General features: G+C 40.9%; 18 protein-coding genes. 11 read left to right on the forward strand and 7 right to left on the reverse strand.

The window, feature by feature from the left end; genetic code table 11:
• Positions 1–6 precede the first annotated feature (6 nt).
• Genes ASF86_RS02830 through ASF86_RS02845 form a run of 4 tightly spaced genes read left to right on the forward strand, consistent with a single transcriptional unit; the run spans position 7 to position 3921 of the window.
• On the forward strand, positions 7–675 hold the full coding sequence (locus tag ASF86_RS02830; protein WP_056479248.1) for a 3-oxoacid CoA-transferase subunit A: 669 nt from the start codon (positions 7–9) through the stop codon (positions 673–675).
• A complete protein-coding gene (locus tag ASF86_RS02835) occupies positions 675–1328 on the forward strand; it encodes a 3-oxoacid CoA-transferase subunit B (protein ID WP_056479251.1) in 654 nt (217 codons plus the stop codon). Before ASF86_RS02830 ends, ASF86_RS02835 begins: the two co-directional genes overlap by 1 nt.
• A 40-nt stretch (positions 1329–1368) precedes the next feature.
• Positions 1369–2685, forward strand: a complete 1317-nt coding sequence (dcaP, locus tag ASF86_RS02840) for an outer membrane trimeric porin-like protein DcaP (RefSeq protein ID WP_056479254.1) — start codon at positions 1369–1371, stop codon at positions 2683–2685.
• Positions 2686–2703: 18 nt separating this feature from the next.
• Positions 2704–3921 carry an MFS transporter gene (locus tag ASF86_RS02845; RefSeq protein ID WP_056479257.1) on the forward strand — a complete coding sequence of 406 codons (1218 nt, stop codon included), beginning with the start codon at positions 2704–2706 and terminating at the stop codon, positions 3919–3921.
• A gap of 20 nt (positions 3922–3941) precedes the next feature.
• On the opposite strand, the gene ASF86_RS02850 is transcribed toward ASF86_RS02845, so the two are convergent.
• Positions 3942–4391, reverse strand: a complete 450-nt coding sequence (locus ASF86_RS02850; protein ID WP_080026763.1) for a PaaI family thioesterase — start codon at positions 4389–4391, stop codon at positions 3942–3944.
• Between the two features lie 304 nt (positions 4392–4695).
• Between ASF86_RS02850 and ASF86_RS02855 the strand changes: the two genes are divergently transcribed.
• Complete coding sequence (locus ASF86_RS02855) at positions 4696–6498, forward strand: acyl-CoA dehydrogenase C-terminal domain-containing protein (RefSeq protein ID WP_056479260.1); 1803 nt, start codon at positions 4696–4698, stop codon at positions 6496–6498.
• 197 nt (positions 6499–6695) lie between these two features.
• Positions 6696–7499, forward strand: coding sequence for a thioesterase family protein (locus ASF86_RS02860; RefSeq protein ID WP_056479263.1), 804 nt, complete (start codon positions 6696–6698; stop codon positions 7497–7499).
• Between the two features lie 73 nt (positions 7500–7572).
• Here ASF86_RS02860 and ASF86_RS02865 read toward each other — a convergent pair whose 3' ends face one another.
• A complete protein-coding gene (locus ASF86_RS02865) occupies positions 7573–11055 on the reverse strand; it encodes an indolepyruvate ferredoxin oxidoreductase family protein (RefSeq protein WP_056479266.1) in 3483 nt (1160 codons plus the stop codon).
• A 205-nt stretch (positions 11056–11260) separates the two neighbouring features.
• On the opposite strand from ASF86_RS02865, the gene ASF86_RS02870 reads away from it, so the two are divergent.
• Complete coding sequence (locus tag ASF86_RS02870) at positions 11261–12202, forward strand: LysR family transcriptional regulator (RefSeq protein WP_045436204.1); 942 nt, start codon at positions 11261–11263, stop codon at positions 12200–12202.
• Positions 12203–12452: 250 nt separating this feature from the next.
• On the opposite strand, the gene ASF86_RS02875 is transcribed toward ASF86_RS02870, so the two are convergent.
• From ASF86_RS02875 to ASF86_RS02895, 5 genes are read right to left on the reverse strand one after another with little or no spacing between them, the layout of a single operon-like run.
• Entirely contained in the window at positions 12453–13355 is a 903-nt protein-coding gene (locus ASF86_RS02875) for a hydroxymethylglutaryl-CoA lyase (protein WP_056479269.1), read from the reverse strand.
• Positions 13352–15343 (reverse strand): acetyl/propionyl/methylcrotonyl-CoA carboxylase subunit alpha, encoded by a 1992-nt coding sequence (locus tag ASF86_RS02880; protein WP_056479272.1) that lies wholly within the window; start codon positions 15341–15343, stop codon positions 13352–13354. Before ASF86_RS02880 ends, ASF86_RS02875 begins: the two co-directional genes overlap by 4 nt.
• A gap of 11 nt (positions 15344–15354) precedes the next feature.
• A complete protein-coding gene (locus ASF86_RS02885; protein WP_056479275.1) occupies positions 15355–16158 on the reverse strand; it encodes an enoyl-CoA hydratase/isomerase family protein in 804 nt (267 codons plus the stop codon).
• 9 nt (positions 16159–16167) lie between these two features.
• The gene (locus tag ASF86_RS02890) at positions 16168–17769 is read right to left on the reverse strand and encodes a carboxyl transferase domain-containing protein (protein WP_004642417.1); all 1602 of its coding nucleotides are present in this window, start codon (positions 17767–17769) and stop codon (positions 16168–16170) included.
• A gap of 24 nt (positions 17770–17793) precedes the next feature.
• Positions 17794–18966, reverse strand: coding sequence for an isovaleryl-CoA dehydrogenase (locus ASF86_RS02895; protein ID WP_056479278.1), 1173 nt, complete (start codon positions 18964–18966; stop codon positions 17794–17796).
• A 144-nt stretch (positions 18967–19110) separates the two neighbouring features.
• Between ASF86_RS02895 and ASF86_RS02900 the strand changes: the two genes are divergently transcribed.
• The 4 genes from ASF86_RS02900 to ASF86_RS02915 all read left to right on the forward strand — a co-directional run bounded on the left by ASF86_RS02900 (position 19111) and on the right by ASF86_RS02915 (position 23842).
• Positions 19111–19728: a TetR/AcrR family transcriptional regulator gene (locus ASF86_RS02900; RefSeq protein WP_003651165.1), complete on the forward strand. Its 618-nt coding sequence runs from the start codon at positions 19111–19113 to the stop codon at positions 19726–19728.
• 110 nt (positions 19729–19838) lie between these two features.
• Complete coding sequence (locus ASF86_RS02905; protein WP_056479281.1) at positions 19839–21533, forward strand: AMP-binding protein; 1695 nt, start codon at positions 19839–19841, stop codon at positions 21531–21533.
• A gap of 73 nt (positions 21534–21606) precedes the next feature.
• The gene (locus ASF86_RS02910; protein ID WP_056479284.1) at positions 21607–22278 is read left to right on the forward strand and encodes an SAM-dependent methyltransferase; all 672 of its coding nucleotides are present in this window, start codon (positions 21607–21609) and stop codon (positions 22276–22278) included.
• A 280-nt stretch (positions 22279–22558) separates the two neighbouring features.
• Positions 22559–23842 (forward strand): DcaP family trimeric outer membrane transporter, encoded by a 1284-nt coding sequence (locus ASF86_RS02915; RefSeq protein WP_155860163.1) that lies wholly within the window; start codon positions 22559–22561, stop codon positions 23840–23842.
• Positions 23843–23914 lie beyond the last annotated feature (72 nt).

The raw sequence follows: 23914 nt of genomic DNA on the forward strand, positions 1-23914 counted from the left end.
GAAGAAATGATTAATAAAGTGACCAGTGATATTGAACCGATTTTAAAAGCTATTCCTGATGGGGCAACCATCATGACAGGTGGGTTCGGTGTTACTGGACAACCAGCTGAATTAATTGAGGCCTTAATTGATTTAGGCAAGAAAGAACTTACCATTATTAATAACAATGCAGCATCTGGTGATCGGGGTTTAACGAATCTGATTATTGCCGGTTGTGTTAAGAAAATGATTTGTTCATTCCCTAAATCTGCTGGGTCAACAGTTTTTCAAGATTTATATCGAGCTGGAAAGATCGAGCTAGAGCTGGTTCCACAAGGGAATTTGGCATGCCGTATTCAAGCAGCAGGTGCAGGATTAGGAGCTGTTTTTACTCCAACTGGCTATGGCACCAAAGTTGCCGAGGGTAAAGAAACGCGAACTATTAATGGCAAAAATTATGTACTTGAATATCCACTTGAAGCTGATTTTGCATTGATTTATGCAGATAAGGCGGATCGTTGGGGTAATTTAACTTATCGCAAAGCGGCCCGTAATTTTGGCCCGATTATGGCAAAAGCCGCAAAAAATACCATTGTTCAAGTCAATGACACGGTAGACCTAGGAACGCTTGACCCAGAGTGCATTATCACACCGGGAATTTTTGTTCAGCACGTTGTAAAAGTAGGAGATATCTAATGTCAATTCAAAAACGTTCTCGTGAAGATATTGCCAGACTGATTGCCAATGACATTCCTGAAGGTTCCTATGTCAATTTGGGAATTGGACTTCCTACTAACGTTGCCAAATTTTTGCCAAAAGACAAAGAAATCTTTTTACATTCGGAAAATGGTGTTTTGGCTTTTGGCCCGCCACCACAACCAGGTGAAGAAGATGAAGACTTAGTCAATGCCGGAAAAGAACTTGTCACTTTATTAGAAGGTGGATGCTTTATGCATCATGGTGACTCGTTTGACATTATGCGTGGAGGCCATTTAGACATTTGCGTTATTGGTGCATTCCAAGTTGCGTTAAATGGTGATTTGGCAAACTGGCACACAGGCAAACCAGATGATGTACCTGCTGTAGGCGGTGCTATGGATTTGGCTGTGGGAGCAAAGACCATTTATGTCTATATGGAACATGTCACTAAAAAGGGTGAGTCCAAAATTGTAAAAGAGCTCACATATCCACTCACAGGTGAGCAATGTGTAAATCGTATTTATACCGATTTATGCATTATTGAACTGAAAGATCAGAAAGCCTATGTCAAGGAAATGGTGGATGGTCTAAGTTTTGATGAATTACAGGCAGTGACCGACTGTCCGCTCATAGATGCACGTGTAGCCTAATTTATACACATGGAAAAAAAGCTTCTTTAAGGATTAAAAGATGAAAAAATTAATTTTAGCTGCAGCTTGTGCTGCGGCTTCAGGGACTGTTTTTGCAAATTCTTCAGATACAACAGAACAGCGAATTAATTTGCTAGAAAGTGAGCTACAAAAGTTAAAAGCAGAACTTGTAGCTCAAAAACAAAATCAAAGTAATTTACAGGTCAAACAGGCCCAAATTGAAGAAAATGTCGAAAAGAATAAGAGCATTGAAACAGCTAAGCCGATTGCTCCGTCTTGGGTGACTTGGACCGACAATGTTAAGGTTTATGGTATTGCCCGTATAGATGCGGCGGTCGATTTTAAGTCTTCACCTGATTCGGGAGGCAGAACGACAAGTAGCTTAAACCGCACACCTTTTGAGAGTGATAAACGTTCTAATCATGCGCGTTCAGATGTAAGTGTAAATGCAAGCCGCTTAGGGGTCTATTTTAATAGCCCGAATAAAGCGGTTACGGGAAATATTGAAGCCGATTTCTTTGATAGCTCTAACATGGGAACGGGTGATGGTAAATTCCGTATTCGCCATGCATTTTTCACTTATAAGGATTGGACATTCGGTCAAACATGGTCACTCATGTCCAACATGGAAACACGTACAGAATCGGTGGATTACACGCAATTTGTGGGAACTTCCTATACGCGTACTCCTCAAATTCGCTATGACTGGAAAATTGATGCCAATAATGATTTAAAAGTAGCTCTAGAATATACAGGTTCCAGAGTCTCGGCTTTTCCATCATTAACGGGACGCTACACCTTTAAACAAGGTCCTTTAACTGCACTTGCTCAAGGTTTTATTAACGAGAAGTCAGCAGATGTAGCCACCTCAACAGTTAAGAAAGTAAGTTGGGGTGCAGGGGGCGGGTTAAAATACCAATTAACGCCACAGCAATCGGTGCAAGCAAATTATCAATATATTGTTGGTGATCAAAAATTTATGCCGTACACCACGCAAAGCGGCTTGGCAAATTCAACAAGTTTAAATGCAGCGGGTGATTTTTCTTTAAATGAAGAAAAAACAGATTTAGTTATGAATAAACTCAATAGCGTAAATATTGGTTATACATATAAATTCAATGAGCAATGGCGTGCAAACTTATCAGCTTCAGTGTTTGATTATGATGACGATACGGCTTATGCAAAACTCAATCCCGATGCCAATAAGCGTTTAACTGACTATGCGGCTAACGTTTTTTATTCACCTATTGAACAAATGGATATCGGCATGGAATACCATCAAGGTAAACGAGAAGTCTTTGATGGCAGAACAGCTGATGTATCACGTGTAAACTTTGTGTCGATGTATAAATTTTAAAATAGGGCGTAATTAAAAATGGAAAAAATAGTTCGACCCGATGCAGACAATATTTTGTCAAAAAGCTTTATTTTTATCATGGCGATGACATGCGGGATTTGTGCGGGCTCGAACTATTATAACCAGCCTTTAATTTATTCAATTGCCAAAGCTTTGCAGGCTAATGCCGAACAAGTGGCTTTAACCATTGTGATTGGACAACTGTCTTATGCAGTAGGTCTGTTTCTATTGGTTCCACTCGGTGATTTCTTTGAAAAGCGTAGTTATATTTGTTTGCTCATGTGTTGTACGGGGCTTGCACAAGTGGGGCTTTCTTTTAGCCAAACCTTGCCAGTCTTATATGGCTTTACCTTTTTAGCGACATTCTTTTCTATTGCAACTCAAGTTTTGGTTCCTTTCGCCGCAGGTTTGGCAGGTCCGAAAAAAAGCCCGCAAGTTGTTGGGACTCTCATGAGTGGTTTGTTCTTGGGAATTTTATTGGCGCGCTCTATTGCGGGTTTACTTTCTACGGTTTGGTCTTGGCATGCCGTTTATTTAATTAGTGGCATCGTCATTTTGGTTTTTGCTTGGATCATGTGGTTAAAATTACCAGTTGCGCGTAAATCTCATCAACTCAATATTCTACAAATTTACAGTTCATTATTTTCATTAGCGGCGCATCAACCTCATCTGCTTCGCCGTGGTTTTGCTGGTGGAATTGGTTTTGGTATTTTGGCACTTATTTTTACAACCATGACATTTCTTTTAGCCAATGCTCCTTATCATTTTAATGATTTCCAAATTGGTCTATTTGGAATTGTCGGGTTAGCTGGTGTGTTTGCCACACCGTGGGCGGGTAAGAAAATTGCAGCGGGACTTGAGAATAAAGTTGCACTGGTTAGCATGGTTTTATTAATTACTGCATGGATACCACTATTTTTTGCACAGCAATCTTTAGTGGCCTATGCGGTTGGCGTAATTATGGCTTACTTTGGGCTGTCTGCATTTCATGTACTCAACCAAAATCTGGTTTATCGAATTTCCGCGCAGGCACGTTCCCGCATTAACTCAATTTATATGACGCTCTATTTTGGTGGGGCGGCCTTAGGTTCTTTTATTGCAGTTTATGCATGGAAACACTGGGGATGGGAAGCCTGTGTAGCCTTAGGTATAAGTCTAGCCATTGTGAGTTTTATGATTGATCGCTTAGATTTCTATGAAATGGACAAAATTGCCAAGCAAGAAAAAGCTCCATAAGGAGGAGCTTAACAGGGCTTTTATTTTCGAATAATCATTAATGTGGCTGTGGCAAAAGCATATACTTTTCCATTTTCATCCACGATTTTACCTTCGGTGCTAATAATATTGCGCCCCGCATTAATCAACTCAGCCTTTGCGTAGTAAGACGTATCAACTTGCATGGGACGAATCATTTTTACATTCAAATCAATAGTCCCATAACCAACTCCATGTTCGAGTAAGGTATGCGCAGCACTTCCAGTAGCTGTATCTAAAGCTGTAGCACAAAAGCCGCCGTGTACACCGCCTTGTATATTTCGATGTTCTTGTCTAGGAGTAACTTTATAAGTAGCTTTACCTTCGGAAACTTCTACTAATTGCATGGGTATGGTGTGAGCCATAGGTGATGGAGAAACTTCACCATTTTTTAAAGCTGTTAAAAATTCAAGACCTGTGTATTTCGGGCTATCCATAAATCGTCCTTGGATGATTAAGCAATGTAATCACAATACTATAAATTGATTTTTTACGGAATAATATTTTGCAATACAAAATTAAAATAGTAATCAAATTTTTATTTCTCTACCTTTGTATTTAATAATATTATTTAAATACAGCATATTAAATATTTAATGGATATTTTTACTGGTTAAATTTTATGAAAATAGTGAAAATTAGTTTTGCTATAAGAAATTTTTTGATATTTTGGTTGAGTTGAAAAAATAAAAGTCTATTCAAGGAAAAACATATCTGCCTGCATGAAACAGACAGTGAAGTGAAAGGGAAAAAATTATGCCTTTATACAAAGCTCCATTACGTGATATGCAATTTGTTCTGCATGAAATGCTTCAAACAGAAGAGAACTACCAACGTTTAAGCAAATATCAGGAAAGCGTAAATCGAGAATTAATTGATCAATATTTAGAGGCAGCAGCAGATTTCTGTGAAAATGAATTGGCACCTATTAATCAAAATGGTGATCAAGAAGGGTGTCATTTAAATCAAGGCGTAGTGACTACACCGAAAGGTTTTAAAGAAGCCTACCAAAAATATGCCGAACTTGGGTTTACCTCTCTAACCGCCGACCCTGAATATGGTGGGCAGGGCTTACCAACTCTATTACGCATTGCGATTTCTGAAATGTTGTGTGGTTCTAACTGGGCTTGGGCAATGTATCAAGGGTTATCTCATGGTGCGATGAGAACAATTGAACACCACGGAACAGAACAGCAAAAGCAGCAGTTTTTAACCAAGTTAATTAGTGGAATCTGGACTGGAACCATGTGTTTAACCGAATCACATGCGGGCTCAGACCTCGGTTTAATTAGAACTAAGGCTGAACCAAATCCGGATGGTAGTTACTCTATTACTGGGGAAAAGATTTTTATATCGGCAGGTGAACACGATCTTTCTGAAAATATTATTCACATTGTTTTAGCTCGATTACCTCAGGCGCCCGCAGGTACAAAAGGTATTTCTTTGTTTATCGTGCCTAAATTTAATGTAGATGATGAAGGTAATTTGCAAGATCGCAATCAGGTTGTCTGTAGTGCGATTGAACATAAAATGGGTATTCACGGAAATGCCACCTGTGTTCTTAACTTTGATGGTGCTCAAGGTTATTTGATTGGTCCGGAAAATCGCGGGCTTAATTGTATGTTTACCTTTATGAATACGGCACGTATTGGCACGGCAGTACAAGGGCTTGCTGCCTCTGAAATTTCATTTCAGGGCGCGTTAAGTTATGCAAAAGAGCGGCTCGCAATGCGTTCATTATCTGGTCCAAAATATCCAGAAAAGAATGCTGATCCGATTATTGTGCATCCTGCCGTACGTTCAATGTTAATGACACAAAAAGCATTTGCTGAAGGTGGACGTGCGCTGGCTTATTTTCTAGCTCAACATGTAGACATTGTTGAAAGTTCAGCCGATCAAGAGCAGCAAAAACAGTCCGATAATCTACTGGCTTTTTTAACACCTATTGCTAAAGCCTTTTTAACTGAGTCTGGTAATGAGTCTGCAAAACATGGTGTTCAAGTGTTTGGCGGGCATGGGTTTATTGTTGAGCATGGAATGGAGCAAATTGTACGCGATGCACGCATTTCAACATTGTATGAAGGAACAACCGAAATCCAGTCTTTAGATTTGCTTGCACGTAAAGTCTTAAATTCAGAAGGCAAGCTTTTAAAGAATATGACGGATTTAATTGATCAATTCATTCTTCAACATCAAGCAAATGTTGCACTGAAACCTTATTCAGAAAAATTAGATGAACTCAAGCAACAATGGTTATCGCTCACTACAACAATTGCCGAAAAAGCGAAGCACAATCCAGAAGAAATTGGCGCGGCCTCTGTAGATTATCTTTATTTTTCCAGTTACGTCGTGTTTGCCTATCTTTGGGCTCGAATGGCACAAGTTGCCCATGAAAAATTGGCATTAGGTACACAAGAGGAAGCTTTTTATAAAGCGAAGCTAAGCACAGCTAAGTTTTTCTATCAAAAACTTTTGCATCGTACACAAAGCCATGCTGCCGCAATTGAGTCAGGAGCTGAATCTGTCATGGAGCTTGATCAAGAGGCTTTTGCATTCTAGTTAATCTTAGTTTTTGAGAATCAATGGGTGAGATTTTCATGTGGAATTTTACCCATTGATTAAATTTGTAACTTTAGACTCATGAGTTTTTGGTAGGAAAAACCAATTTAGCCAAAGGAGTAGACTATTAATATAAGCATTAAAACGTGAACTTTCATTAAATATTGATGTTCAATAAGGACTAAGGAAAGAAAATCATGAATGCTTATTATCAATTACTGAATAGATCAATTGGTCCTGAAGGTGAGGTCATTGCTCATTATTGCTCAACTGTTCATGCACAAGGCACTTGGAACCCTCATGAACAGCATATGGCACCAGCAAGTGGCTTAATAGCAGCGGAGTTAGAGCAGTTTTCACCACGACAAGGCATGCGAATTGGTCGAATTAGTTTTGATATTTTCGGTCTTATTGCATTTGGTGAGTTTACAATTAAGACCCAAGTGATTCGTGCCGGAAAAACAATTGAGCTAATAGAAGCTGAAATGCAAGCACAAGGTAAAACTTGTATTGTTGCCAGAGCATGGCGAATGTGTACTCAAGACAGTTCTGATATTGCTGGGCTTGAAGATCAGCCAGTTCATCATCCAGACTCTTTTACAGAGTGGAAGGGTATGAAAAGATGGCCGGGTGGTTTTATTCAAACACTAGTGACAAAAATTGATGATCAGCATCGCGCAGGCAAAGGCATTGTTTGGCTAAATAATGATAAAGAAATGGTTGAAGGGCAGCCGACCACAGATTTTGCACATTTGATTGGCATGGTGGATACCGCAAACGGAATTGTACCAAGACAAGAAGGTGAGTTTACGTGGGGTTTTCCAAATCTTGATTTGCAAATTCACATGCATCGTTATCCGCAAGGTAAATGGTTAGGTTTGGAAACTGTTCAACAATATGGATCGGATGGTATTGGCTTAACAAGTGCAGTTTTACATGACCTCTATGGCCCATTTGGAAGAAGCGAGCAGATTTTAACTTTACGTAAGATGGCCAAATAAATATTTGAACCCATAAAAAAGTCATCCCTCAGGATGACTTTTTTATTTCAAGATTTAATTTTTAAGCAATTTCTTAGCTACGAACTTTAATCAGTGTTGGTGTAAGTTCATCCCAACGCTGTTTTGCAGCATCCATTGCTTTCATTTTGATATGTCCATAACCACGAACTTCTGCTGGTAATTTTGCAATTTGTTCAGCAACAGCCAAGTTATGATTTTCTGGAGCTTCAACAAGTGCTTCAACAAATGCGATGTAACGGTCACGCCATGCTTGTTCGTGTTGACGTTCTTCTTGGCGAGCAAATGGGTCGAGGAAAGTCTCACGTAGCCATTGTAGGCGAGCAAGCATCATCATTGGGAAGCGCATCCAGTAACCAAATGCACGTTTACGAACATTTTGAAGACCACCAAGTAACGCTGGCGGAGCAAGATGGTAAGTTAAACGTAAGCCTTGACCGAACTGTGTTTCAATCGATTCTTTGAAGCTTTTGCCTGTTAACAGACGTGCAACTTCATATTCATCTTTGTACGCCATGACTCTATAAAGCTGGGTTGCAATCGTACCAGTTAATTCTTCTGGTAACTTTTTAGCAGCCAGTTCTACCAGTGTACGGTATTTAGTTGCATAAGCGTCATTCCAATAGTCTGTAAGACGAGCAGAGCGGTCTTCAATAAGTTCAGCCAACGTTTGAGGCGTTTTTGTTTTTGGCATTGCCGCAAGTAAACGTGCAGCTAAAGTTGGGTCACTTGCAAGATGACAACCCACACGGAAAGCTTCGATGTTCTTTTCAACAGCAGTACCATTTAACTTAATTGCTTTTTCAATGCTTTCACGTAAGAGCGGAATACGACCAGATTGCCATGCCATACCGAGTAATAACTGGTTGGTATAGATTGCATCGCCTAATAGTTGTGTTGCAATGCGAGCTGCTGGTAATGAAACCAATTGACCTTGACGAACACGACCACGAAGACGATCAATTAAATCGGTAATAGGCGCATACCAGTCACGAGATTTAATAAATTCAGAAGTCGGCGTGCTGTCTTCATTCACAATAACTAAAGCATCATCTCTTAAACGAGAAAGTGCGGCACTACCGCCAGCAACTACGGCATCTGCACCAATCAGTAATTCACATTGTCCTGCTGGAATTTTGGTGGAAGAAATTTGCTCATCACTTGCTGCAAGTTGTACGTATGAATAAACCGTACCGCCTTTTTGGGCAAGTCCAGCCATGTCCATAACACGTGTCGCTTTGCCTTCTAGGTGAGCCGCCATACCAAGGAGTGCACCAATAGTCACAACACCTGTACCGCCAATACCACCGACCATAATACGACTTGGAACATCATATAACTGAGGAATGATTGGTGATGTCGGCCAGCCTGCACCAATACCTTCAAATTTAGCTGGACGTTTCATATCACGTGTATGAACAGTCACAAAACTTGGGCAGAACCCTTCAGCACAAGTGAAGTCTTTATTACAGCTACTTTGGTTAATTTGACGCTTAGTACCTAAAGCTGTCTCTACTGGCTCAATAGATAAACAGTTTGATTTTTTCGAACAGTCGCCACAGCCTTCGCAAATATCACTGTTAATGTATAAACGCTCAGCTGGGTCAGGGTAGGCATCACGTTTACGGCGACGGCGTTTTTCACTGGCACAGGTTTGTACATAAATTAAAGCGGTCACACCTGAAACTTCACGTAACTCACGTTGAACGGCGTCGAGTTCATTGCGGTGGCGAATTTCTACACCCGGTGCAATGCCGTCTTCTTCGTTTAATAGTTTAACTTCATCAGTGACAATAACTTGTTTTTTAATACCTTCAGCAGCAAGCTGGCGAGTTAATTGTGCAACGCTCAAATGCCCATCTACATGTTGACCACCTGTCATAGCGACCGCATCGTTGTAGAGGATTTTGTAGGTAATATTAGTTTTTGCAGCGATAGATTGACGAATTGCTAAGTAACCCGAGTGGAAGTAAGTTCCATCACCAAGGTTAGCAAAAATGTGTTTTTCATTGGTAAATGGCGATGCACCGACCCAGCTTACACCTTCACCGCCCATTTGAGAGAACGTTTCTGTACCACGGTCAAGTGAAACAGCAATATAGTGGCAACCGATACCGCCTAACGCACGGCTACCTTCAGGGACGACTGTTGAAGAGTTATGTGGGCAACCACTACAGAAATAGGGTTTACGCTCAGCAAGATCAATAACACGTTTTGATTCTTGCTCTGCTTTTAGTAATAAGTCGATTCTGCTTTGGATTTGTACTTTTAGGCTTTCTGGAATGTCTAGTTTTAAGAAGCGAGTAGCCAGCATTTTTGCAATAGGTTCAGGCTGAAACTCATAGTGACCAATGAGTGGTGCTTCCTCAATAGAGGTACTCCATTCACCTTTCCCATCGGTGGCTTTACCAATCACATGTGGGCGTTTGCCATCAGGAAGTGAATACAGCTCATCTTTAATTTGTGCTTCAATAATTGGACGTTTTTCTTCAATAACAATCAGTTCTTGCAAACCTTCTGCAAATTCACGAACGCCTTGAGGTTCTAAAGGCCAAATGAGACCAACTTGATAAACACGTAGCCCAAGCTGTTGGGCAGTTTCATCTTCAATACCTAAAATGCGTAGGGCTTCAATCGTATCTAAATAACCTTTACCACTTGCGGCAATACCGATACGGGCATTTTCACACGGCCATGTTACGGTGTTGATTTTATTCGCGCGGGCATAAGCCAAAACAGCAGGTAAGCGATATTTATAAAGACGTTCTTCTTGCTGAATGCCGTGATCTGGCCAACGGATATTAACGCCGCCCTCTGGGAAATTAACATCTTCAGGTATAACTGGAGTAACTCGGTCTAGATCAACATGAACTGAAGCGGAAGTTTCCACAATTTCACTGACCAGCTTCATTGAAGACCATAGGCCAGAAAAACGTGAAACGGCAATGGCGTGTACGCCAAAGTCTAAAATTTGTTGAACGGATGTTGGGTAGAAAATTGGAATACCACAACCAATCATGACATGTTCAGACTGGTGAGGGATTGTAGAAGATTTACAAGAGTGGTCATCACCAAATAAAGCAACGACACCACCACGTTCAGAGGTACCAGCTAAGTTAGCATGGCGGAGTACATCGCCTGAACGGTCAACACCCGGGCCTTTACCATACCACCATGAAGACACTCCATCATATTTCCCTTGGCCTGAAAGATTAACTTGTTGCGTACCCCAAATTGCGGTAGCAGCCAAGTCTTCATTTACACCAGGTTGAAATACAACATTATGGGATTTAAGTAATCCTTGAACTTGCCAAAGGAAACTATCATAGTTACCAACAGGAGAACCGCGATAACCAGAAATAAAACCAGCAGTATGATAACCATTAATCGCGTCACGGCGAGTCTGAGCAAGAGGCAATCGAACAAGTGCCTGAATGCCGGTCATATATGCTGTACCGTTATCACTTATATATTTATCTTCAAGTGACACATCCTTTGTTGCAATAATATTTGGAGTGACTTTTGTAGCTATGTTCATTTATATCTCCTTAGAATTTTTAGTAGCTCGGACTACTTTCTTTTTTCAACATCCAGTTGAATATTTGGAGCAAGTGACATACGAAATAAAAAAAGATCGGTTCCTCTTCTTAAAAAAGAATTAGTGCCAATGTATGTACATTTAGTCATTGTGGTTGATCTAAACTGGTGCAACAATCCGTAATTTAGGAAAACATATTTACGTTATGCGCAAAAATCTCGATGGTGGACTATTGCATGCAATGCATGCATTCCTGAAAGTGATTGATAGCGGGAGTTTCACAGCAGCAGCTGAGCAGATGGATCTGACCACAGCACAGGTTTCACGTCTTATCAGCGAGCTAGAAACACGCTTAGGTACAAAATTAATACAACGCTCAACGCGCCAGCAGGCTCTGACCGATATTGGTGCGACTTATGCAGAGCGCTGTCGCCAAGTCATTTCAATAGTGGATGAAGCAGAATCAGAAGTAACAGGAACGGCATCTAAACCGAAAGGGCGTTTACGTGTATTAAGCATGGGAAGCTTTGGGCATCACTATGTTTTTCCAGTCATGGCCGAGTTTTGCAAAAATTACCCCGAGTTAACGGTGGAATATACGACATCGCAGTACGTTCCGGACCTGTTGGCGAAAGGGGTAGATGTGAGTCTCTATCTCACTGAGTCTTTAACAGACTCCCGCTTTGTTGCACGCAGAATTGGCACTATTTTTTCTGTTTTATGTGCTTCACCTGCGTATTTAGAAAAACATGGTGTTCCTAAGTCACCAGAAGACTTAAAAAATCATGCCTGTTTACGCTTAGTAAACCCGTCGATTACAGCAGATTGGCACTTGTTAAATGCAAATGGTGAGTCTTACCAAATCGATATTGGTGGGCAACTCATTGCAGATAACCCAGAATTATTATTAGATGTTGTACAGCAGGACATGGGCGTGGCGTTATTGCCGATGTTTTCGGCTTTAGAGGCAGTTCAAAATGGAAGATTATGCCATATCTTGCCCGAATGGCGTTCGCCCGATATTGGAGTTTATACCTTACTGCCTTCACGCCATTTTATTGATGCCAAAACGCGTGCATGGTTGGATTGGGTGGAAGAATATATTTCACCAAGAATTGAAATGGATGCATCTTATTTTTATAAATAATGAGATAAATTTTTAAGGACTAAACTAGAAAAGGATGAACAATAATACGGATTAGAATAAAAATAGGGTAGAGAATGCTTCTGTTGAGAGGGGCATTTAATACAGAGATGAATGATAGATTTTAAATAAATTGCATGATGGATTTAGTCCCAATTTCTGAATGAAATGAGATAAAGATGAGATAGGATGATCTGGTACTTAACCTAATAGAGTAAGCCTTATACCAGATGCTGAGTTATTTTATTTATTACTACGCACACTTGGTTTGCCAATAGGCATTTGCATAATTCGACAAGCTTTTTCGGTTTAATACATTGCTAATATTCTGGCTGGCTTGCATCAGTTTTTCTAAGTCAATCCCAGTTTCAAATCCCATGTGTGACAGCAAATAAAACAGGTCTTCGGTTGATACATTACCAGAGGCGCCTTTGGCATACGGGCAGCCGCCAAGTCCAGCAAGGGACGAATCAAAAACACGAATGCCTTGCTGTAGGGACTGATAAATATTGGCAATTGCCATGCCATAGGTATTGTGGAAATGTCCTGCCAAAACCTTGCTATCTAGTTCAGTGAGGCAGGCTTGCCAAACCTTTTGAACTCGATCTGGTGTTGCGGTGCCAATGGTTTCACCTAAAGACACTTCATAGCAGCCCATGTCATAGAGCCGTTTAACAACTTTCACCACTTGCTCAGGTGCAATCGCGCCTTCATAAGGGCAATCGACAATACAAGAGACATAACCACGCACACGTATGTTCTGTGCTTTCGCTGCGCTCATGACATCGCTAAATTTTTCAAAGCTTTCATCGATAGAGCAGTTAATATTTTTACGCGTAAAGCTTTCAGAAGCTGCGGTAAAAACCGCAACCTCTTTGCATCCTACGGCTTGAGCTGTTTCAAAACCTTTGATATTGGGGGTGAGCAGGCTAAATTGTACATCTGTGGTCTGTGGTAACAGCTTAAATAGCTCGTCACTTTGAGCCATTTGCGGTACCCATTTTGCCGAAACGCATGAACCCACTTCAATAAATTTTAGGCCTGCATTTATCAAGTCATTAATAAAGTTTAAGCGTTGTTCAACCGTTAAAGCCTGCTTTTCATTTTGGAGGCCGTCTCTCGGACCGACCTCCACAATTTTGACAAACTCACTCATGCAACTTCCTCCTGTGCAGGTTGAAATTCCACAAGTTCATCGCCAGCTTTGACTTGATCGCCAACTTGGAAATAGGAGTCTACAATCAAGCCATCTTTAGGGGCACGGATGGTGTATTCCATTTTCATTGCTTCAAGCGTCATTAAAATATCGTCTTTCTTAACGCTATGATTTGCACTCACCAGCACTTGCGTGACTACACCCGGCATTGGGGCTTTCAGGTGACCTTCATCGGCTTGGCTATCTGCTTGATTAAAATCTTGACGAATATAAGCAAATTTATAGCTTTGCCCATTTTGGAATAAGGTAATGCCTTGCTGACTTTGATTAAAAGATAGCTTTTGCTGAGTACCAGCAATTTGAACAGAGGCAGTATGCGCATCAATTAATTGACCTGAAATCGGGTAGCTTTGTCCGTTATATTCTGCGGTGAAGCCATCCTCATGTGAGGCAAATTTGATTTGAATATTTTGGTTTAAATAATTCAGTTTAATGCTGTGCTGATAGGCAATATTTAAGCGCCAAAGTGGTTGAGCCTGCCAAAGCTGTTTTTGGCTTGAGCTGTTGTTATTAAGTTTACTTAGAAACTCAATAAATGCCGCTGCCACCACAAGTTCAGGTTTAATCTCTTCAGGACTAAACAAGAAGTTTTGTTCGCGTTGAATCAGGTTGGTATCAAGCTTGGCTTGTTTGAATGAGTCGCTGCGAACAATCTTTTCAAGAAAGGCAATGTTGTTGCCTAAGCCATCCACATGGAATTGGCTTAAAGCGTGTTGCATTTGAATGAGTGCAGCTTCACGGTTTTTACCCCATACAATGAGTTTGGCAATCATGGGGTCGTAATACGTCGTGATTTCATCGCCTTCAACAATGCCGCTATCTACACGCACATATTGGTTCTGAGTTGGGTAGTGCAGATAGTCAATTTTCCCAATCGCAGGTAAAAAGCCTTTTTCAGGTTCTTCGGCGTAAATACGTGCTTCGAGCGCATGCCCGTGAATTTGTAATTCGTTTTGTAGTTTAGGTAACGGTTCGCCATAAGCTACACGAAGTTGCCATTCAACCAAGTCTTCACCGGTAATCATTTCAGTCACTGGGTGTTCGACTTGTAAGCGGGTATTCATTTCCATGAAATACGCCGTGCCGTCTTGTTCCACAATAAACTCGACCGTACCGGCACCGACATAGTCTACTGCATGTGCAGCATCAATAGCAGCCTGACGCATCGCATCAAGCTTCTCACTCGGCATTTGTGGAGCAGGGGCTTCTTCTAACACTTTTTGGTGGCGACGTTGTACGGAGCAGTCGCGCTCAAATAAATGCACATAGTTGCCGTGTGTATCACCAAACACTTGTACTTCGATGTGACGCGGTTGAATCACATAGCGTTCAATTAAGACATCATCATTACCAAAGCTCGATTTAGCTTCGCGCTTACATGAGGCTAAGGCATGTAGAAAATCTTCACTGCGCTCAACCAAGCTCATGCCTTTACCGCCACCGCCAGCACTAGCTTTGATTAAAACTGGATAGCCAATTTTGTCTGCCTGTTGTTTTAAAAATTCAGCGTCTTGGTTGGTTCCGTGATAACCCGGTGTTAAAGGGACGCCTGCTTTTTCCATTAAAGCTTTAGACGTGGCTTTTAAACCCATAGCTAAAATGGCATCGACTGGCGGGCCAATAAAGCAAATATTGTGTTGTTGGCAAGCAAGTGCAAACTGGTCATTTTCGGATAAAAAACCATAGCCCGGATGGATCGCTTGGCTACCTGTGTCAATGGCAGCTTGAATAATGCGGTCAGCTTGTAAATAACTTTGAGTCGCAGGCGACTGGCCAATATAGATGGCTTCATCTGCAAGTTTGACATGTTGTGCATTTGCGTCTGCATCAGAGTAAACAGCAACCGTTGCAATACCTAATTTTTTAGCTGTACGAATCACACGGCAGGCAATTTCACCACGGTTCGCAATTAAAATCTTTTCAAACATGATGATCGTCCTTAATTGTTGTTATTCGAGTTAGAAACCCAAGCAGGCTGTTGTTTATTTAAAAAGGCACTCAGACCTTCTTTTGCCTCGCTACCTTGACGAACTTGAGCAATATGATGCGCTGTCTGTTGTAGCAAATCATTGCTCATGATCTGGTTACTCACCATTTGAATGAGTTGTTTTGATGCAGCCTGAGCGTGGGGGCCACCAAGTAATAGAGCATCAATAATTTCTTGAACTTTTCTGTCTAAGTCTTCCGCATCTGCGACTTCATGTGCCAAGCCAATTTGTTTGGCGTCACGTGCCGAAATACGCTCAGCAGTTAAAAAGTAACGAGAGGCTTGTCTGGCGCCAATCGCACGAATCACATATGGGCTAATGGTAGATGGCGCAAGACCTAAACGCACTTCAGAGGTTGCAAACTTGGCGTCAGTACTGGCAATACAAATATCACAAGCTGATGCCAAGCCCATACCACCACCAAAGGCAATGCCATGAACGCGGGCAATAGTCGGTTGTCTCAGCGTTGCAAGTGCATCTAACATTTGCGCGAGTTTTAGAGCATCTGCTTCATTTTCTGCTGAAGATGCCTGACCTGCCTGTTTCATCCAGTTGAGGTCGGCACCTGCTGAAAAGCTTTTGCCGCGACCAGCTAGAACCACAACACGAATATCATCACGTGTATTGATTTGCTTAAAGCAAGCATGCAACTCTTCAATGACTGTGGTATTGAAGGCATTGTGTAGTTCAGGGCGATTCAGCCAAACATAGGCAACTTGACCTTGTTGTTCGAGTTGTAAAAATTGATAGCTCATATACACCTCTTACATGCGGAACACGCCAAATTTGGTTGGCTGGATAGGGGCATTCATGGCAGCAGCAAGACTTAAACCGAGTACTTGACGGGTTTGCGCTGGGTCGATTACACCGTCATCCCAAAGTCGGGCAGAAGCATAGTACGGATGGCCTTGGCGCTCGTATTGCTCACGGATTGGTTGTTTAAACTCGTCTTCTTGTTGTGCTGACCACTCGGCACCTTTTTGCTCAATTTGGTCGCGTTTTAAAGTTGAAAGTACGCTGGCTGCTTGTTCGCCGCCCATCACTGAAATACGAGAGTTCGGCCAAGTCCATAAAAAGCGTGGTGAATAAGCGCGTCCGCACATACCGTAGTTACCCGCACCAAACGAACCACCAATAATCAAGGTGAGTTTTGGTACATTTGCGGTTGCAACTGCCATGACCAGTTTAGCGCCATTTTTTGCAATCCCTTCGTTTTCATACTGGCGACCGACCATAAAGCCCGTAATGTTTTGCAAAAATAACAATGGAATATTGCGCTGAGTACACAGTTCAATAAAGTGTGCACCTTTTTGTGCAGACTCTGAAAATAAAATCCCGTTATTGGCAATAATGCCGACTGGCATACCATAAAGCGAAGCAAAACCAGTAATGAGTGTTGAGCCAAAACGTGCTTTAAACTCATCAAAACGAGAACCATCTACAATGCGTGCAATCACTTCACGAATATCAAAAGGCTTACGTGCATCACTTGGCACCACGCCGTAGAGTTCAGATGCATCAAACAATGGTTCATCAACTTGTTTATTTAAATCATTTGGCTTTTTATTTAAGTTGGCAACAATGTTACGCGCTATGGCAATCGCATGTTCATCATTTTCGGCTAAATGGTCAGCCACGCCTGAAAGACGTGTGTGTACATCACCACCACCTAAGTCTTCGCTGCTCACGACTTCGCCAGTCGCAGCTTTTACCAGAGGAGGGCCGCCTAAGAAAATCGTACCTTGGTTACGAACAATAATGGTTTCATCAGACATGGCAGGTACATAAGCACCACCAGCGGTACAGCTTCCCATTACGACAGCAATTTGAGCGATACCTAGGCTCGACATGCGTGCTTGATTATAGAAAATACGCCCAAAGTGATCGCGGTCTGGGAAAACTTCATCTTGCATTGGTAAATAGGCACCGCCTGAGTCCACCAAATAAATACAAGGCAAGTGATTTTGTTCGGCAATTTCTTGTGCACGTAAATGCTTTTTAACTGTAAGTGGGTAATATGTTCCACCTTTAACCGTTGCATCGTTGGCAACGATCATGCAAGTGATGCCGTTAACTTGACCAATACCTGCAATCACACCCGCAGCAGGAACATCATCTTCATAAACGTTGTACGCTGCCAATTGACCAATTTCTAAAAATGCCGTTCCGACATCAATCAATTGATCAATACGTTCACGGGGTAAAAGTTTCCCTCTAGCCAAATGTTTTTGACGGGCATTTTCACCACCACCTAAAGCGATACGTTGGGCCACTTGTTTTAGATCTGTGACCAATGTTTGCATGGCTTGCTGGTTTGTTTTGAAGTCTTCACTTCGAACATTAATCTTGCTTTGTAATTGGTTCATAAGATGCGTCCTTATTTATAATTATTATTTGGTTTCATTGAAGAGTTCGCGGCCAATCAACATACGGCGAATTTCAGAAGTTCCGGCACCAATTTCATAAAGTTTTGCATCGCGCCATAAACGCCCAGCAGGGAATTCATTGATATAACCGTTGCCGCCTAGAGTTTGAATTGCTTCACCAGCCATCCATGTTGCTTTTTCAGCAGAATATAAAATGGCACTTGCAGCATCTTTACGTAGGCTGCGGTCATGGTCGGCTTTGTCACAAGCAGCACCAACCGCATAAACTAATGCTTTACAAGCCAACCATGTTGAATACATATCGGCAAGTTTGCCCTGCATGAGCTGGAATTCACCTAAAGCCTGACCAAACTGTTCGCGTTGATGTAAATAAGGAATCACCACATCTAAACAGGCATCCATAATCCCTAAAGGTCCGGCACTTAAAACTGCACGTTCATAGTCCAAACCGCTCATCAGTACTTTTGTTCCATTACCCACGCCACCAAGTACGTTTGCAGCAGGCACTTCCACATTGTCAAAAAATAGGGGATAAGTGTTAGAGCCACGCATACCAAGTTTGTCTAAATGGTTGCCATGACTGAAGCCTTTCATGCCTTTTTCAACTAAAAAAGCAGTCATGCCTTTTGCACCAGCTTTAGGGTCAGTTTTTGCATAAACGACAAGTACATCTGCATCACCGCCGTTGGTGATCCACATTTTTGATCCATTTAAAACGAAATGATCGCCTTTTTGCTCAGCACGTAATTTCATGCTGACCACATCAGAACCGGCATTTGGTTCAGACATGGCAAGGGCACCTACATATTCGCCAGAAATCAGTTTGGGTAAATATTTCTGCTTTTGTTGCTCGTTACCGTTTCGATTAATTTGGTTTACACATAAATTAGAATGAGCACCATAAGAAAGACCAATGGCTGCTGAAGCACGAGAAATTTCTTGCATGGCAATAATATGAGCCAGATAACCCATATTGGCACCACCATATTCTTCAGAAACGGTCATACCTAAAAGGCCCATATCTCCGAATTTTTTCCAGAGATGTGCAGGGAATTTGTTGTCTTGATCAACTTGTTGGGCAATTGGTGCAATTTCCTTTGCACAAAATGCGGCTACTGAATCTTGAAGTGCAATTAAAGTTTCATCTAGACCGAAATTCAAGCTGCGGAGGTTCATGATATTTTCATCCTATTGGTTATATTTGTTGTCCATAAAATATTTTGTGGGTATTTGATATGTACCATACAATGATTTTTTAAAAAAGTGAATACAGATTCATAAAATGATTTACAATTCATTTTATTTGTTAGAGAATAAATTATGAGCTATAAACGATCATCTTTAATGCAAGAGCGGATGGAGCAAAATCGTAAGTCGATTTTGAGTTCAGCCAGAAAATTAATTTCAGAGGGAGGGTTTAAAGACGCACAAATACAAACAATTGCAGAGCAAGCGGGTGTATCAAGTGGTCTGGTTTATCGTTACTTCGATAATAAAAGCCAAGTGCTCATTGAGGTTTTGTCTGAGGCCATTAACACAGAACTATTGGTGATTGATTCGATTACTGAAAGTGATTTATCGGCAAAACAGAAATTACATAAGGCTGTGGCAACCTTTGTAAAACGGGCACTCAATAGTCCCCAGCTTGCATATTCACTCATGTTTGAACCCGTCGATTCAACGGTTGAACATGAGCGTTTTCGTGTGAAGCAATTGATTAAACAAAGTATGAAAAAAATACTTGCGGATGGAAATGCAAGTGGTGAGTTTGTCTTGGATGATTTAAATACAGCAGCACTTTGTGTTGTTGGTGCCATGACCTATGTGGTCGTTGAACCTCTAGATCCAGCTCAAAATACAAAGTTTGATCAAGCACACAGAGACTATTTTTCAAAACAGATTGCTGACTTTTGTGTGGATGCTGTGCAGAAGAAATAGAGCATATAAAGGATAAACATTACAAAGTAGGCGGTTTGGAAAAGTAGTTGCAGTAACAACAATTAGATCAGGTACGAAGAGAATTACAAAGAATCAAGGAGAATGATTCAATGCAACAAGAACGGTTAAGCTACGCCTCGGGACCAAGCACGCAACCCTTATTGGGTATGACCATTGGTGAACAATTTGATCAGGCCTGTCGGCAATATGCAGAAAAGGAAGCAATCGTCAGTTTTCATCAAAACAGACGATTAACCTATAAAGCTTTACAGGATGAAGTAAATGCTTTTGCTTGTAGTTTGTTGAAATTGGGATTAAAAAAAGGCGACCGGTTAGCCATCTGGTCACCAAACTGTGTGGAATGGACGGTTACCCAGTTCGCAGCCTTTAAAGCAGGGATTATTTTAGTCAATCTAAATACAGCTTATAAAAGTCATGAACTTGAATATGTGTTGAATAAAGTCTCATGCAAAGGATTGATTATTGCTTCTCAATTCAAAACCACCGATTACCAAGAATTACTCACAAAAATTGCCCCTGAGTTAACCAACAGTCCTGATAACGTGCTCAGTTCAGAACGACTGCCACATTTAAAATTTGTGATTAAAATTGATGACCAGCAACACACCGGCATTCATCGTTTTAGTGATTTAGTTACAACACCAAACTCCGAGCAGCTTGAACAATTAAAACAGTTAACCAAGCAACATCAATTTGATGAAACCATTAATATCCAATTTACTTCTGGTACAACGGGTAACCCTAAAGGGACCATGTTGACCCACCATAATATTTTAAATAATGGCTATTTTGTTGGCGAAGGCATTCGTTTAACGCCTCAAGATAAAGTCTGTATTTCTGTGCCGTTGTTTCATTGTTTTGGCATGGTGATGGGGAATTTGGCATGTGTTACACATGGGGCAACGATGGTCTATCCATCGGCGGTATTTAATCCTTTAGAAACGTTAAAAGCCATTCATCAAGAACGTTGTACGGCAGCATATGGCGTACCAACCATGTTTATTGCAACTTTAGAACATGAACAATTTAATGAGTTTGATCTGTCGAGCTTAAGAACGGGCATCATGGCAGGCAGTCCTTGTCCGCGTGAAATTATGCAGCGGGTCATAGACCGAATGCATATGTCTGAAATCACGATTTGTTATGGCATGACTGAAACCTCACCAGTCAGTGTACAAAGCTCGGTAAATGATTCAATTGATAAACGAGTAAGTACAGTTGGTCATGTTCATCCTCATGTTGAAATTAAAATTGTCGATTTAGAAGGTCAGATTGTTCCGCAAGGAACTTTAGGCGAGCTATGTGTTCGTGGTTATTCAGTGATGGCTGGTTATTGGGGTGAAGAAGAAAAGACCCGTGAAGTGATTGATGCGGCTGGCTGGATGCATACGGGTGATATTGCAGAAATGGATCAAGACGGTTTTATTAAAATTAAAGGCCGTATTAAAGATGTCGTGATTCGTGGTGGGGAAAATCTCTTTCCAAAAGAAATTGAAGACTTTTTATATACCCATCCCGATGTGAGCGATGTGCAGGTAATAGGCTTGCCAGATGCGAGATATGGCGAGGAACTCTGTGCTTGTATTATTTTGCATGAACATCATCAAATTGATGAAAATAGCATTCGTCAATTCTGTAAAGAGCATATTTCCCATAATAAAGTGCCACGCTATGTTCGATTTTTTAATGAGTTTCCAATGACTGCTTCAGGCAAAGCACAAAAGTTTAAGTTACAAGAAATTATGCGAGCTGAGCTTAATTTAACAGGAAATGTCTTTGACTAAATAAAGCCAAAAGCCCAGTCAAAGTGCAGCAAACTATAAATTGAAAGGTAGTTTAAATAGAGGATAAAACAAAATGGCAAAAGACTTTAATAGCCCAAAAGTAGTCGATGGTTATGATGAACATATCCGTAAATTAATTCCGGGTTATGAAGTGATCCATCAACAGGTGGATGCCATTTTGCAATCAGTGTTGAAACCAAACTCTCACATATTAATTGTGGGATGTGGCACGGGTTATGAACTCGAATATTTACTTAAAAGACATCCGAACTGGAAATTTACAGCAGTTGATCCATCTTTGACCATGCTTCAAAAAGCCCAAGAACAGGTTGAACTTTTAGGTAAATCTTCACAAGTGACTTTTGTACATGGGGACACTTCAGCTTTGCCTCTTGAAAATTGCTTTGATGCTGCGCTGTCTATTCTTGTGGCGCATTTTATTGCTGATGATATAAAACCTACGTTCTTTAAAGATATTTATGATCGCTTAAAAGAAAATGCTGTCTTGCTCACCTACGATTTAATGACGTGTATAAACCCTCAGCAGCTTCAAGCTTTACGTTACTTATGCTTGGCACAAGGCTTAACTGAGGAGCAATGCCAGAAAATGTTAGAGCGTATGGCTCAAGACTTTTTTAGCCTAACCACAGAAGGTTATATAAAACTTTTGCAAAAGACTGGCTTTGAAAGCGTGCAGTCCTATGCACAGGTTCTGACTTATCAGGGTTTTATTGCAAAAAAATAATGCCAGTAGAGACATAGGAATGTTGTCTTAACACCTAAATATTCTCAATGAGGAAGAGAATATGAAAACTGAAAAAAATTAAAAGATTTAGCTTTACTTAAAACAAATTAAAAAGTGGCCCTAATGCCGCTTTAGGGAGGTTTTGTCTAAAAAATATGATGGAAGGTCTTTCTTGAGAAAGAAAGTCAGTTTTTTAAGGGCCTGTTTTAGATAGGCATATAACAAAAAGGATGTCGAGATCTTTAAGTCTATTTAAAGATCAAAAAAGGAAAGTTTTATGATAAATGCTTTAAATACAACGGTTCAAAAAAGCCTATTGGCGGTTTCTGTGGCCCTGTTTGTGTCTTCTGCTTTTGCAGGCAAAACAGATCCTGAAATAGAACAACTTCGCCAAGAAGTAAAAGAACTACGAGCTATGCTACAAGCAAATATACAAGCTCAAAAATCTTTATCGCAGGGAAGAGTGGAACTAGTAACTTCTGCAACTCCTCAAGCTGCGCAGCCAATACAACAAGGATTAACTAAGTCTGGTGCAGAATTTAACCTCTATGGATATATACGGGCAGATGCTTCTTATCAAATGAAGGGTGCATCTACGATGTATAACAACATTAGTGGGGTTCCACTCGAAAATACTCCTGAAGAATCTGCACAAAAAGATCAGTTGCACAGCACAGTTAATGTGACACGCTTTGGTTTGAATTTTAAAACTCCCACAGCTGCGGGTGATGTGGGGGGGAAGTTAGAAATGGACTTCTTTGGGGCAGCCACTCGTGATCAATTTCGAATACGCCATGCTTATTTAACTTTTGATAAATGGCTTATCGGTCAAACGTGGTCGACATTTATTGCACCAGAATATTACCCAGAAACGATTGATGCAGGCACATTTGTAGGTGGAGCATTATTAAGATCGCCGTTAGTTCGCTATAGCGACAACTTAAGTGCAAATACAAGCTTTGCAATATCGGTTGAAGATCCGAAATATACCGCTACATCAGACCCTGATAACAAAATGCGTTTACCAGCTTTGGTAGGGCGCTTAAATCATAAATTTACAAATGGCTCGATGCTATCAGGTCGTAGTTTTGTGGCTGAAAAGAGAACCAATAATGATGAAGAAGTGGCTTGGGGTGTAGGCCTAGGGGGGAAATATCAGATTACGCCAGATACATTACTCAAAGCTGATTATTACCATGTCAAAGGAGATGGACGTTTCCTACTATGGAGTAACAGCGGCTATGCAATAGATGATCAAAACAATATGCATAGCAATGAATTTGACACTGTTTCATTGGGCATAACCCATCAGTTTACGCCACAAATTCGTTCAACCTTGGGTTATGGCTATATGAAAGCCAAAGATGATAACCGTTTTGCCGAATTACAACGTAATAGCACAACCCAAAACAAAGAACTTTGGCAGGGCTGGGTAAATGCACTTTATAACCCTTATAAACCAATTACTTTGGGTGTCGAATATGTTTATGGCGAACGAGAAACTTTTGATGGGCGTAACGGGACCGATAACCGCTTCAACATGATGGCGAGTTACGATTTTTAATTAATTCAATAAGACCTTGAATAATCTGTTTTTTCTTTAGGGTGCAATATGTCGTTTTAAAAAATTGAATAT

The organism is Acinetobacter sp. Leaf130, assembly GCF_001423205.1.
Classification (GTDB): domain Bacteria; phylum Pseudomonadota; class Gammaproteobacteria; order Pseudomonadales; family Moraxellaceae; genus Acinetobacter; species Acinetobacter calcoaceticus.

Excerpts from the sequence above, each read along its gene's own strand:
- ASF86_RS02855 (WP_056479260.1), top strand. The coding sequence starts at position 4,696 with ATGCCTTTATACAAAGCTCCATTACGTGATATGCAATTTGTTCTGCAT.
- ASF86_RS02885 (WP_056479275.1), bottom strand. The coding sequence starts at position 16,158 with ATGAGCTATCAATTTTTACAACTCGAACAACAAGGTCAAGTTGCCTAT.
- ASF86_RS02865 (WP_056479266.1), bottom strand. The coding sequence starts at position 11,055 with ATGAACATAGCTACAAAAGTCACTCCAAATATTATTGCAACAAAGGAT.
- ASF86_RS02845 (WP_056479257.1), top strand. The coding sequence starts at position 2,704 with ATGGAAAAAATAGTTCGACCCGATGCAGACAATATTTTGTCAAAAAGC.
- ASF86_RS02895 (WP_056479278.1), bottom strand. The coding sequence starts at position 18,966 with ATGAACCTCCGCAGCTTGAATTTCGGTCTAGATGAAACTTTAATTGCA.
- ASF86_RS02835 (WP_056479251.1), top strand. The coding sequence starts at position 675 with ATGTCAATTCAAAAACGTTCTCGTGAAGATATTGCCAGACTGATTGCC.
- ASF86_RS02900 (WP_003651165.1), top strand. The coding sequence starts at position 19,111 with ATGAGCTATAAACGATCATCTTTAATGCAAGAGCGGATGGAGCAAAAT.
- ASF86_RS02860 (WP_056479263.1), top strand. The coding sequence starts at position 6,696 with ATGAATGCTTATTATCAATTACTGAATAGATCAATTGGTCCTGAAGGT.
- ASF86_RS02880 (WP_056479272.1), bottom strand. The coding sequence starts at position 15,343 with ATGTTTGAAAAGATTTTAATTGCGAACCGTGGTGAAATTGCCTGCCGT.
- ASF86_RS02870 (WP_045436204.1), top strand. The coding sequence starts at position 11,261 with ATGCGCAAAAATCTCGATGGTGGACTATTGCATGCAATGCATGCATTC.
- ASF86_RS02905 (WP_056479281.1), top strand. The coding sequence starts at position 19,839 with ATGCAACAAGAACGGTTAAGCTACGCCTCGGGACCAAGCACGCAACCC.
- ASF86_RS02910 (WP_056479284.1), top strand. The coding sequence starts at position 21,607 with ATGGCAAAAGACTTTAATAGCCCAAAAGTAGTCGATGGTTATGATGAA.
- ASF86_RS02875 (WP_056479269.1), bottom strand. The coding sequence starts at position 13,355 with ATGAGTGAGTTTGTCAAAATTGTGGAGGTCGGTCCGAGAGACGGCCTC.
- dcaP (WP_056479254.1), top strand. The coding sequence starts at position 1,369 with ATGAAAAAATTAATTTTAGCTGCAGCTTGTGCTGCGGCTTCAGGGACT.
- ASF86_RS02830 (WP_056479248.1), top strand. The coding sequence starts at position 7 with ATGATTAATAAAGTGACCAGTGATATTGAACCGATTTTAAAAGCTATT.
- ASF86_RS02890 (WP_004642417.1), bottom strand. The coding sequence starts at position 17,769 with ATGAACCAATTACAAAGCAAGATTAATGTTCGAAGTGAAGACTTCAAA.